9 protein-coding genes are annotated in these 13,724 nt (G+C 26.8%); 3 read left to right on the top strand and 6 right to left on the bottom strand.

Translation table 11 applies throughout. The features are described from left to right. Positions 1-16: 16 nt before the first annotated feature. On the top strand, positions 17-568 hold the full coding sequence (locus BRSU_RS13065; protein WP_048596031.1) for a hypothetical protein: 552 nt from the start codon (positions 17-19) through the stop codon (positions 566-568). A gap of 24 nt (positions 569-592) precedes the next feature. Next, complete coding sequence (locus tag BRSU_RS13070; RefSeq protein WP_048596032.1) at positions 593-1,117, top strand: hypothetical protein; 525 nt, start codon at positions 593-595, stop codon at positions 1,115-1,117. Positions 1,118-1,587: 470 nt separating this feature from the next. Here the strand turns inward: BRSU_RS13070 and BRSU_RS13075 are convergent, their stop codons facing one another. Beyond that, on the bottom strand, positions 1,588-2,871 hold the full coding sequence (locus BRSU_RS13075) for an adenylosuccinate synthase (RefSeq protein WP_048596033.1): 1,284 nt from the start codon (positions 2,869-2,871) through the stop codon (positions 1,588-1,590). Between the two features lie 577 nt (positions 2,872-3,448). On the opposite strand from BRSU_RS13075, the gene BRSU_RS13080 reads away from it, so the two are divergent. Then, positions 3,449-5,653, top strand: a complete 2,205-nt coding sequence (locus tag BRSU_RS13080; protein ID WP_048596034.1) for a tetratricopeptide repeat protein — start codon at positions 3,449-3,451, stop codon at positions 5,651-5,653. A 24-nt stretch (positions 5,654-5,677) separates the two neighbouring features. On the opposite strand, the gene BRSU_RS13085 is transcribed toward BRSU_RS13080, so the two are convergent. The 5 genes from BRSU_RS13085 to BRSU_RS13105 form a co-directional block, all read right to left on the bottom strand. Continuing rightward, positions 5,678-6,841: a hypothetical protein gene (locus BRSU_RS13085; protein WP_048596035.1), complete on the bottom strand. Its 1,164-nt coding sequence runs from the start codon at positions 6,839-6,841 to the stop codon at positions 5,678-5,680. Positions 6,842-6,883: 42 nt separating this feature from the next. Further along, a complete protein-coding gene (locus BRSU_RS13090) occupies positions 6,884-8,476 on the bottom strand; it encodes a hypothetical protein (protein WP_048596036.1) in 1,593 nt (530 codons plus the stop codon). 14 nt (positions 8,477-8,490) lie between these two features. Next, positions 8,491-9,285, bottom strand: coding sequence for a hypothetical protein (locus tag BRSU_RS13095; RefSeq protein ID WP_048596037.1), 795 nt, complete (start codon positions 9,283-9,285; stop codon positions 8,491-8,493). Positions 9,286-9,884: 599 nt separating this feature from the next. After that, positions 9,885-12,068 carry a methyl-accepting chemotaxis protein gene (locus BRSU_RS13100; protein WP_048596038.1) on the bottom strand — a complete coding sequence of 728 codons (2,184 nt, stop codon included), beginning with the start codon at positions 12,066-12,068 and terminating at the stop codon, positions 9,885-9,887. A 265-nt stretch (positions 12,069-12,333) separates the two neighbouring features. Next, complete coding sequence (locus tag BRSU_RS13105) at positions 12,334-13,494, bottom strand: iron-containing alcohol dehydrogenase (RefSeq protein WP_048596039.1); 1,161 nt, start codon at positions 13,492-13,494, stop codon at positions 12,334-12,336. Between the last annotated feature and the right edge of the window lie 230 nt (positions 13,495-13,724).

A 13,724-nucleotide genomic window follows, 5' to 3' on the forward strand; every position in this document is an offset into this window, starting at 1 on the left:
TGGGAGAAAGTAAGTAATGAAAAAATTAGGATTAAAAGCTTTTATTTTCAATTTGATTATGGCTGCAAATCTATACTGTTTCGATTTAATAGATGATGTAGATGATTTTATTGAAGATATAATAAAGCTTATACTCATGGTTGTTGTAATACTAGCCGTGATATACTTTATAAAAAAAGTTTTGAAAGATGATAATACTTCAGGAAAGATAAGAAAGAGTGATAGGGATGATGATTACAGAAGACCAAGCAGAAGAAGAAAAGTCAGAAGAAGAGATGATTATTATGATGACTATGATGATGATTATGATAGCAGAGTAAGAAATGATAGGCATTATGATGATTATGAAGATGATTATAGAAATGAAAGAACTAACAGAAGAGAAAGAATAAAAGAAGATGATATACAATATGAATATGATATGAGAGATTATGACAGAAGAGAGAGAAGACTTCCAAATAATATAAAAAGCAATATAGACAGCAGAGAAAATGATCCAAGATACGAAAAAGTTTATGAATTAAAACCTGAGTATAAATTAAAAGATGATAAAAAAAGAATAAGATAATTTATTTATTATAAAGGAGGAATCATGAAAAATAATATAATGTCTGTTGTAAAATCAAGAAAGTTTATAATTATTTCTGCTTCAATAGCTGCAGCTGCATTATTTATAGCGGCAATAAGATTTTTAGGTTTGCAGTATTATATGTTTTATTTGATGCATGATTTTGATGAGTTCTTAGAGGCATTATTAAAGATAGCAGTTTTCGCTGTAATGGTAATGTTTGCTATTGTTTTATTTAGAAAAATAGATTCAAAAGATAATAAAGAATCAAAAGCAAATGAAGCTGAATCTAACAATAATGAAAAAAAAGATCTTATAGTTGTTAAAGAAAAAAATAATAAATCTGCTAAAGGTCTAATCATATCTATGGCTGTAATTGCTGTATTAGCATTGATAGCATTATTCATATTCTCTTCAAGGTTCTTTGGAATGCATTATATGCTATATAATTTAGATGATATTATAGAAGGTATTTTCCAATTAGCAGTTGTTGTAGCTGTTATAGGTTTTGGAGCTGTATTCGCTAAAAAAGTTTTAGAAAAATTATAATTTAATAGTATATTATAAATATTAGAAATAAATGCGGCAGAGTGTATACTTTACCGCATTTTTTATTATTTATTAAATAACTTTATTAAAGTTTTAAACTCCATTACATTTCCCGCCCTTTAGGTTTAAAATGCGTATAGTTATTTCTGTATTACGCTTCTGTTTAGCCTTTACTGCTGTTATGACATCCCCCCAAGATCTTTTTTAAATTTATTGCTGAACCTAGATTATTTGTATAATAAAATGCAATCTGCCGAACGTACATTGTACTTTGAATAAAGAAAGGCAATACCATTCTGGAAGTACGCACGATGAGTACTGTAATTTCTAAGTAGGCAGAAAGATAAAATGAATTAAACTTTTATAGTAAAATATTAAAGAAAAAAGTATTGGTAATTAGAATAAATTAAAAAGCCTGCATTTGATTCACACAAACACAGGCTTAGTAATTCTTATATTATAAATATAAATTAAAAAATCTTCTTAACTATTATAGTTTCATCTCTTCCAGCACCTACTGAAACAATAGATATATCTGTTTCAATAACTTCGCTCAATCTCTTAAGATATTTTTTAGCATTTTCCGGAAGTTTATCATATTCTCTTATGTATCTTGTACTAGTTTTCCAGCCTTCAAACTCTTCATAAACAGGCTCAACTTTTGAAAGTATATCTAAATCTGCAGGATATCCTTCCAATATTTCACCATTATATTTATAGGCAACACATATTTTTAATTTATCCAATTCATCTAATATATCAAGTCTAGTTATGGCAATAGAATCAAGCCCATTAACATAAGAAGCATATTTAACAACGCAAGCATCAAGCCATCCGCATCTTCTTGCTCTTCCTGTAACAGTACCATATTCACCGCCTTTATCTCTTATGAACTGACCCACATCATCAAAAAGCTCTGAAGGGAAAGGACCTTCTCCAACCCTTGTAGCATAAGCCTTAACTACACCAATAACATTATCAATTTTTCTAGGGCCAACTCCTGAACCTGTACAAGCTCCGCCGGCAGCAGGATAAGATGAAGTTACAAAAGGATAAGTACCATGATCCAAATCAAGCATAGTAGCCTGAGCACCTTCAAATAATATATTTTTCTTTTCTTTTATAGCTTTATTTAATATAGTAGTAGTGTCAGCAACATAAGGTCTTAATCTATCAGCATATTCTAAATACTCTTTTAGTAATTCATCATAATTAACGCCTTCATGATTATAAAGTTTTTTGAGTAATTTATTTTTTAGCTCAACATTAAACTTTAATTTTTTAGCGAATGTCTCTTTATTCATAAGATCAACTATTCTTATACCCAAACGGCTTGATTTATCCATATAGCAAGGACCTATACCGTTTTTAGTAGTGCCTAGTTTATTTTCTCCAAGGTCTTCTTCCTGAAGCTCATCTAAAATTTTATGATAAGGCATAAGAACATGGGCTCTGTCTGATATTTTAAGATTTGATATATCAACTTTTTTTTCTATTAATGAATCTATTTCACTTAGAAAAACTTTGGGCTCTATAACCACACCATTACCAATTACACAAACTTTATTTTTATGAAGTATACCGGAAGGTAAAAGTCTTAATTTATATTTAACATTATCCACAACAACGGTATGACCGGCATTGCTGCCTCCTTGAGAACGAACAACATATTCGCAATTTTCAGCAAGATAATCAACTATTTTTCCCTTACCTTCATCACCCCATTGAGTGCCTACAATAATTACTGAAGCCATTTTTAACTCCTTATTCTATTATTAAAAAATAGATATTTTATGAAAATTTTTGTAAAAATAAAAAATTTCTATAAAACACACAAGGGCTATTATATTAATATTTTTTAAGAATTTCAAGCGAATTTGATTAGAAATTTCTATTCATAATAATGCTATGTTGATAATTTTATAGTATGAAACAATCATTTATCATAATGGTATTTACAAGATGTTATTATTAATTGATTATTTTATATATGATATACAACAATTTTTAAGTTTTTTAATTTTTATTATTTGTGGGGACTATCCCCCACACCCCCACTTCTTTTGTTGTCACAAAGAAGCAAAAAGACTGCAATTTTCTATATTAAAATTAATTATTATAGAATATGTATAGAATTCTAAATCATTTTTTATAATCAATACCATTTTATTATAGAACTCTATAATTTCATTTTTATTATACAATACCTATTAGTAACATTATACAAGAGTTCAATTTTAAAACACCAATAAACTATATATTGTTTTAATATTTTTATAATGCTTTATAATTAAGTATATTTTAATGTAAAAAAATATTTTGGATTATTTTATGACTAAAGAATTAAAAACAAAAATACAAAACCTAATAGAAGAAAAACATTTTGAAGAAGCAATAAAACTATGCGATGAAGCCATTGAAAAAGATGATAAAGATGAGTATGCATACTTTCTAAAATCAAATTGTTATTTTGAATTAGAAGATTATGATATTGCAATAGAAAATTTGAATAAGGTAACAGATTTAAACCCTAATAATGGAAATGCTTATTTTAGTAAAGGCTTTTTTTATTCTATTTTGAAAAAATATGAAAAATCTATTGAGAACTATAGTAAATCTATAGAACTAAATCCAAATAATGAAAATGGATACATTAGCAGAGGTTTTATAAAATCAAATTTAAAAATGTATGAAGAATCTATAGAAGATTATAATAAATCTATAGAATTAAATTCAAATAATGAAATAGCCTTCATTAGCAGAGGGTTTTCAAAATTAAATTTAAAAATGTATGAAGAAGCCATAAAAGATTTTAATAAAGTTATAGAATTAAATCCAGAAGAACAAAGTGCATATCTTAATATAGGAGTATTAAAATCAAATCTAAAATTATATGAAGAGTCCATAAAAGATTTCAATAAAGTTATAGAGCTAAATCATAAAGATGAAAAAGGATATTTTAACAGAGGACTTTCTAAATTAAATTTAAAAATGTATGAAAAAGCTATAAATGATTTTGATCAAGTTATAGAATTAAATAATAAAAATGAATATGCTTATTTATTAATAGTTTTTGCTCAAATTAATTTGAAAAAATATATAGAATCAATAAATTATATTGATAAAGCCATAGAATTAAATAATAATAGATATTGGTACTATTTAAGATTTCTATCTAAAATAAATTTATATGAATATAATGAAGCTATAAATGCTATAAATAATTTTATACAATTAGATAAAAGACATTTAAAAATACCATGTATAATATTAATATTTCAAGCATTAGAAAAATATTATAATGTAGATAAATTATTTATATTATTAACTGATATTAATAATAATAATTTATGGGAAAATGAACCAATAACAAATTTAATTTCTCGATTTGATGAGAGTAAAAAATTTGATGATAAGCTTAAAGAAAATATAAAATATCTTTTATTATACGAATATTTTTTACTTAAAATTTTAACTTTTGATACTGAAGAAGAAGATAATATAGAAATATCACATTACACTTCTTTAGATATTCTGCCATTATTATTAAATGTTAAAGGAAATACAAAAGAAAGCGGAAATATAAGAATAAATAATATAACAACTGCTAATGACCCTAAAGAAGGAAAAGTTTTAGAAAGAATTTTAAATAAAAATAATATAAATATAAAAATAGGAAATGATGAAAAAGCTTTAACATTACAAACATCATATTCAAGAAATAAAGATTCTCTTACAATGTTTAGACTTTATGGTAAAAAAGAAAATAAAGAAGCTACAGGGATATGTTTAGTTTTAGATAACAAATATTTTAATAATTCATATACTTCTCCTTATTCTTATGAATATGAATCAAAAATAAATTATGAAATTATTAAAGAATTAAGAAGCAGCATAAAAGTTGATGAAAATAAAACTATTAATGATATTGATAATGAAGAAATAGTATTTATACAAAAAAGAAATTTATATTGGGTGCTTTATTATAATGAGAAAGAAAATCAGCTTATTTATAATAAAGAAAAATCTAAATATGCAAGCAATATTATTGATTTAAATGATTTGAATAGTCCTAATTATAAAGCAGAGTTAAAAGAAGATGATAAAAAAGAAGATATGATTAAATATGCATTTGCAAAAATATTTCATTATACAAAAGAGATTAAAAAACAGATAGAAGGAAGTGAAATTTATAAAAATATTAAAAATCAATTATACAGCTATTTATTTGAAAATATAAAATACATAATAAAACATGAAGCATTCTTTGAAGAACAGGAACTTAGAATGCTTGTAACAAATGATTATAAATCAGATGAGATATCAATTGATAATGATAATAAAAAACTTTATATTGATTATATAAAACTTTTTGATGAAAATAATAATTATATAAAAGAAATAATAATAGGCTCTAAAGTAGAAAATAATGAAGCAGTTGCAGAATATATAAGAAAGGTACTTCACTCAAAAAATACAGAGATGAATAAATTGGATGATATAAAGGTGAGCATATCAGAAGCCCCTCTCAGATAATTAATTATAAAAATATATAAAAAATTATCTTGAATACATTTGACTGTTTCTTGCTTTGTAGCTATTCATAAGCCTGTAAACCTCATCAGGATTCAAAGCCTGTTCTACATTGATAGTAACATTCCAAATATCGCCTTTAGAAAAATTTTGCTCCTGAAGTTGAGCATTACTTTGAACGGTGATTCTTCCTGATTTATTGCTTACAAGTTCAGCACCCATTTCCCCAACTATAGCAGAGCCTCCGTCTGGAATAGTGTATCCTGTTGTACCGAATGCAAATTGAGGGGCTTGAGGAGGATTAGATTTTATTGCATCTAATGCATTGGCTGATGATACTATACCTGAAGCGGCAGAAATTGCTGATGATATTGCAGTTGCTGATATTATAAGCCCAGCTGCAAATCCTGCAGGACCTCCTTGTGCAAATGAAGCAGCAACTCCCAAAGCTGATTGAGCTATGGCAAGAGAAGGTATTAAAACGGCATCCGCTATTGCTTTAGATTTTTCCATCTCTGCAAGTTTTACATTATTATCCCACTCAGCATAGGATTTATTGTACTTTGCTTGTGCTAATTTTTTTTCTAATAATTCTCTTTGATTTTGTATTTCTTTTTCTTTTTGTAAATCTTCTTTTTCTTTATCCTGTTTTTTCTTTAACTCTTCTTTTTTTATTCGTATAGCTTCGGCACTCATAGCATCTTTATTTTCAATTGCTAATTCTAATTCTTCATCGAGCCTTGCCAAATAGTTCTCATAATCTTCATCATCTTCTGATTTTTTATTTTCTTTTAATTCTCTTTGATAATCATCGAACTCTTGAAGTTTATTTTTAGCTTCTTTGATTGCATTATCATAAGAACTTAAATCATAATGAAAAAAGTCAGAAAAACTTGCACTTAAATCTTTATATATACTTGATACGCTTGAAATAGAATCTTTTATGCCGTCAGTGAAATTTTTTATATTAATACTTTTAATGCTTTCATCAAGATAGTTTATAGATGATGATGTATTATCTATTGCTTTATTTGCTTCTTCTGCTGAGATTGTAAAGTCATTAAATTTATTTGCTGAATCATTAAAAAACAAAGAAGATTCAAATGATGAATTTATTTTTTTTATACTATTTTCTATATTTTGCAATTCTTTATTGGTATCGGAAATATTTTTGTTTAGATTGTTATTCATATTTATAAACCTCTTTTATTAACTTTCTGTAAATAACTATAATTAAAAACCGCTGCTGTTTAATATTCTCTCAAGATTTTTTCTTCGCTCTTCCTGATTATATAAATAATTAGTAAGATTGACATTCATCTTCGCAAGTTCCAAATCTATATTAAGAGAATTCTTTTCAAATTTATAATCTATAGTACGCACATTCATATCAACAACTCTTGAACCTATATCAAAAAAGCAAATGAATTTATCATATAAAATATTGCCTCTTTCTGAAGTTATTATAATATTTCTTTTATCATAACCTCTAACATCAAATACACCAAATCCATTAGTAAAATACTTTCTTTGAAAATGCTCTTTGTCTTCAATTTGAAATACTGCTGAAACATTTTTATTTTTTTCTTCATCTTGAATACCATCAGAAAAAAATATTACTATCTTTGTAATGTTATAACTTTGATTGCAAATCTGTTTATAATATCTGTCTATATCTGTAAGCGTAACTGACTGCTGCTGTTTATAATTTGGATATTTTCTATATTCTATACTTGCATCAATGTCTATTATATCCGATGAATAAACTTTATTTAATCTGCTTTCTGTTTCTGTGAAATCATTAAAATCTATAATCTGATAAAAATTGTTAGTTGGCTTTAATATGCATTCTATACATTCATTAATATTTAAATCATAATTTTTGCTGTTAAGAGTTTTTATTTTAACAATTTCTTTTTTAGTCTGATTAGTTAAAAATTGATAAGCGAACTTATAAGCTAAATCATAATTTTCTAATTTATATTCTATTTCAAATATATCAGTTTTTATTCCAATCTCTTTTTCTAATGGTATTTGAGGATATAGTTTATCGGCACCAACTATTTTTGGAAGTGTCCTGTATACTTCTTCTTCATTGCCTTCATCATCTGTAAGAGTATCTTTCATTTTAATAATATAACGGCTAACTAAATCTGCAGAATCCTCTTCATATTCACTATCTGAAAAATCATTATTATGCCAATTCAATTTTTTAGTAGGTATATCAGAAAATTCTTTAAAATAAAAATATCCGTTAAAATCTACTCCCCAGCACCAAGTATCAGATAAATTTTCTTCTACTTCATCAAGTATATCAGAAATATTTTTTCCGCTGAATGACATTGTTATTTGTTTATCATTATTAAGAGTGATATTTTTTTCATCGAATATTATACCCATCTCTTCAATTTTTTCTCTTAAAGATAAAACTATATCCAATGCTCCTTTAGTTGCTTCTAATATTAAATCTCCCTGTATATATTGATGAAGTAGTTTTCCCCATATTGGAATAATACTTAAATTAAGTCCTGCATTATCTATACTTTCCACATATCCTGCAAATCTTTTTTTACCGTTTAAATAATATTCAACTTTATCATTTATATTAAAATAATTAAGAGGCGTACTAAAACTTACTTTGCTTACATCGCCTCCTCTTTTATTAACTTTAAACTCATAACTTAAATAAGTATTATAGCCATTTTCTGAATATATATTTCCATTAATTTTTATATAAGTACCTAACTCTTCAAAATTAATATAAGGAGATGGAGGAAGTTTATATATTTTATTTCTCAAAAAATGATAAGGCATTTTTTTCATCATATTAAAAATTCCTTTTATATTAATATTCCCCTTTTATAACTTATAGAAGCCTTAACACAAGTTTGATTGCTTTCCAAATAAAATATATTATTACCAACATTTAATTCAGGCTGAACTCCTTTATAATTATAAGATACTCCATTTACATTTAATTTCTCACCGTCAAAATCAATATTATAAACTCCGTTTCTTAGTTCTGCATTAAATTGTATTCCAAAGTTCTGTCTATTAGCAAATAAGAATTCCAATGCCCCGCCTACAACTATAAACTCTAAATTAAAATTCACAGGAACAGGTACTAAACTTAATGATTTATAATTTATATCCTGTTTATTTTCTTCTGTAATAGGTAATTCATATTCCTCTTCTTTTTGTCTTAAAAAAACTTTGTCCAATGCTTCAAGTGAAATATCTATCACCCCCAAATTATTTATATATTTTATATTATATCCGCCAACTGATTTCATAATATATTCTGCTTCATAAACTTCATCTTCAAATATAGTTCTTATGAAATATCTTTTAACATTACTAGACAAAATCATGCTTGTATATTTAGCATATTGTTCTTCTATTCTTACCCAAGAACCTAATTCATTTTTATATTCGTAAATAGGAATTCCTATATTAAAAGCTCTTCCGCTTACGATATTTCCTATACCTGTTTTTATAGAGTATGATCTGTTTCCGTCATTTACTTTATAATCAGTTTTTATATCATCAGACTTTATACTTTCTACTGTATTTATAATATCAAAAATCTCTTCTGAATATTTATCTCTTACTATCAGTTTAAAATCAAAAGCCATAATAAAAACTCCTCATATATTTATACTAATAGTAAAAAATATAAGGATTTATAAGCATTATTAATTCTATGATTTAAAAAATTTTCTTTAAACGCACGGTGAATATATTTCTATTTTTTATTTAAATTAGAATTATCAATAAACTTATATTTTAAATTTTGTTTATCGTGCGTTTGTAGTTTTTTAATTTTAATAAAAACTTGGGTGGGTGCTATAATTTCTAATGAAGCAATAAAGAAGTTGAAAATAAAAATAACAAAATAAATTAAAAAGCATAAAGGGTGGGCGAGTGTAATTAAATTTTAAAACTTAATTTACATACCACGCCCTTTTGTTTTTTCTGCTTAGTTTTGAAATTATAATTTTAATTTGTTTTGATGCTGAATTAGAAATGTTAACGCCCGCCCAAGTGATTATTAGATTAAAAATATATTCAACGCACGTTTAACTAAGATTTAATTTCAATGAATAATTTGAAATCGAAATAAATTTATATTTTTGGCTTTACTCTCCGTGCGATATATGAGAATTTAAGAAATAAAAAAGCATCAGGTAATAAAAATACTTGATGCTTTGAATTCAATTTTTATAAAATGATTTTAGAATGAAGCGAAACCATCATCAGTCATACCATTTGAAGTAGAAGAATATGTAACTCCAAATTCATCGTTTCTTACTGTAGTATTATCCTGCTTTTGAGATTCCATAGCTCTTGCTCTTTCTACAGAAGGCGGAACTTTTAATTCTTTTTTATTATTTTCTTTTGTTATATTTTCTTTTTTTGGAGTTTCTCTTTTAACATTATCTTTTATATAAAAATCTTGTTTTTTTGTACTTTCATATTTAATCTCTTCTTTTTTAGTGCTTATATTTTCTTTTATCTCTTTTTTAACTTCTTTTTTTACTTTTGTTGTATTATCTTTTTTTAAGTCGTCTTCACTTAATTTAAAGAAACTTACAGTATCTTTAAGAACATGAGCCTGTGCAAGAAGTGATTCAGAAGTATTCGCACTTTCCTGTACCAAAGAAGCATTATGCTGAGTTACAGTATCCATTTCAGCAACGGCTCTGTTAACCTGATCTACTCCTGTCTGCTGTTCCATAGCAGTAGCACTAATATCCTGCATTATTCTGGCAGTATCTTCTATTTTCTGCTGAATGTCTATAAATATGTCTTGAGATTGACGGGCCGTTTCTGTGGCTTTATTAATTTTTTCATTTGTGTTGTCAACTAAAACAGTAATGTCTTTAACAGATGACTGAGTAGTTTGAGCTAGATTTCTAACTTCAGAAGCAACAACCGCAAAACCCTTACCTTGATCTCCTGCTCTAGCTGCCTCTACTGCTGCATTCAAAGCAAGTATATTAGTTTGAAATGCTATATCTTCAATTATTTTAGTAATGTTTTTAATCTTAGTACTTGCTTCATATACTTCTTCTATATTTGTTGTGGTTTCAGCAATGATTTTTCCGGCATTTTCTACAGCCTCTCTTGAAGCAACCATCATATTATTTCCAGCAACGGCATGGTCTGTAGATGATTTTATTGTAGAAGCCATCTCTTCCATAGAGCTTGCAGTTTCTTCAAGACTTGCTGCCTGCGATTCAGTTCTTCTTGATAAATCAGTATTTCCTTGAGATAATTCCTGAGCAGCTTTTACTATATTATTAGAAGCGGTATTAACATCTGTAATAGTTTCAGCAAGTTTTCTTCTCATACTGACAAAAGATTTTGATAAGACACCTATCTCATCTTTTCTAGGTTTTATACGCTGCTTGATATTGCTTAAATCACCTCTCTCTATTTCCTGAGCTTCTTCAACAACTATTTCAAGAGGCTTGGTTATAGTTCCAATAAATAAACTTACAAATATTGCAAGTGCCACTATTGATATGATTCCAATAATAATTGTTGCTATTATTAATTTTTGATTATGAGCAAATATTTCATAATCCATCATAGCAAGAGCTATTATCCAAGGTCTGCTTTTCATTTTATAATAAGCAGCTGTTCTTTGCTCTCCATTTACATCATAAGTAATTATTCCGCTTCCAGCACCAGTGAATGCTTGTTTATATATAGGATTAATCTTCATATTAGCTATATTTTCATATTTTGAATCCATTATATTGTAAAGGTTTTCACTAGTTATGAATAGTCCTCCTGTAGTTCCTAAATCTATATTAGAAAAATGTGTTTGATGAAGTATAGACCAATCAAATAGAACATATATATATCCTGCATTTTGATTATTACTGTCTTTCACAAGTTTTATAGCAGGCATAGCCCATTTGCCTGTAACTTCAGATTGCATTAAAGTATCTGAAAATATAATTTCTTCTTTATTAGCAGATTCTTGAGACCAAGCATTTGGAATATAATCTTTTAAATTCCTACCTACAAGTGCAGATGATGCGGAATCAGCAATTATATTTCCGTTCATATCAGCAAGTCCCATATTTATTATATAAAGATTATTGTTTTTGAAATTTTTTATTGTGTTTAATAATAATTCTAATGAAGTATCCTGATAACCTTCTAAATATCTGATAACTACAGGAGTTACAGCATAAGTATTTACTAAGGAGCTTTCAAGTCCGAACCAAGTATCTAAAACAGAAGCATATCCTGCTATGGTGCTATTAAAGCCTCCAAGTTTACTATCGCTTATTCCCTTACTTCCTATTTTTATAGAGGATATAAGCATTGCTATTATTATAACTACAACCATAACACATATAACGAAAGGCATTCTAAATGCTAAACTGTTTATTTTCTTCATAAAATTATTATTCTCCAAAATAAAAATTTATTTACAATAAAATAAATATTATTATATATATAGTAACAAATAATTATAATTTTTGATAAATAAATTGCTAAATTTAACAATTTTTTTTTAAAATACAATCTATTTTATCAAAAATTAATAATAAACAATATGTAAGTTAAAAATTAATTATAATGGAGTATGTAAAAACTGCAAAAATAAAAGCTATAGTAAAACATACTATAGCCTTTATTTTTACAAAAATTAAAATATGAAATTATCTATAAGATTTTTCTAATACGCTTAAAACTTCTTCATCTGTAAAATTATGAGGATCGCATTCAAATAATCCGCCCATAGCGAATTTAGCATTTTTAGCTATAGCAGGTAAATCCTCTTTTTTCATTCCATAATCTGAAAGCTTCAAATTATCAACACCGCATGCTTTTTGAAGTTCTACTAATGCATCAACAAAATCCATAGCTTTATCAGCATCTTTTTTACCCAAAGCTTTCGCCATATTTATCATTTTTTCATCGCAGTCATGAGAATTAGCAATAACTGTATAATATTCTTTACTGATAATGATAAGTCCAGCACCATGTTCAAGTTTAGGATAATAAGCACTCATAGCATGCTCCATAGAATGTTCAGAAGTGCAGCTTGAAGTACTTTCTACTATACCGGATAAAGTATTAGCCATAGCAACGTTCTCTCTGGCTTCCATATTGTTTCCATCTTTAACAGCATCAGCTAAACTTTTGCCTATAAGCTCTATAGACTTTAAAGCGAATAAGTCGCTCATCTCGCTAGCAATTTTATTTATATAACCTTCTGTACTGTGGAATAATGCATCAAAACCTTGATAAGCTGTAAGTTTTGGAGGAACTGTTTTCATAAGTTCAGGATCTACTATAGAAAGATAAGGATAAGTTTTTTCATATCCGAAACCTATTTTCTCATTTCCATTAGTTATAACAGTCCAAGGATCTGCTTCTGTTCCTGTACCTGCAGTTGTAGTTATTGCTACTATTGGTAAAGGATCATTTGGTATAGGTTTTCCTTTACCTGTACCGCCGAATATATAATCCCAATAATCGCCTTCATTTGTAGCCATTATAGCAATAGACTTTGATGAGTCCATACTGCTTCCGCCGCCTATTCCTATAACAAAATCACAATTTTCTTTTTTTGCTAAAGCAGCACCTTCCATTACATGGTCTTTAATAGGATTTGGAAGTATTTTATCAAACAAACAATAATTTATATTTGCTTTATCTAATTGTTCTTCCAATCTTTTTAAATATCCGTATTTTTTTACAGATGTACCCCCTGTAACTATTAATGCTTTTTTACCCGGTAATTTTTGTTTATGAAGTTTTTCTAATGAACCGCATCCAAATATTACTTTACTAGGCATATAAAAATTAAAATTCATATTACTACCCCTTATGAAATTAATACCAATATATTATGTTTACTATTATATATCTATAATTCATTTAAATCAAATTGATTTATTATATGCCTAAACAACTATATTTTATCAATTTTGATATTTTGAAAATGTATTATCAACTTTTTTGACGGACTTCATCAAATGCAGTCTTTCGCGAAGCGTGTGCGACAAAAAGTTGACAACATATATATGATGTACAGTAGCCTGAA

This window comes from Brachyspira suanatina (assembly GCF_001049755.1).
Lineage (GTDB): Bacteria > Spirochaetota > Brachyspiria > Brachyspirales > Brachyspiraceae > Brachyspira > Brachyspira suanatina.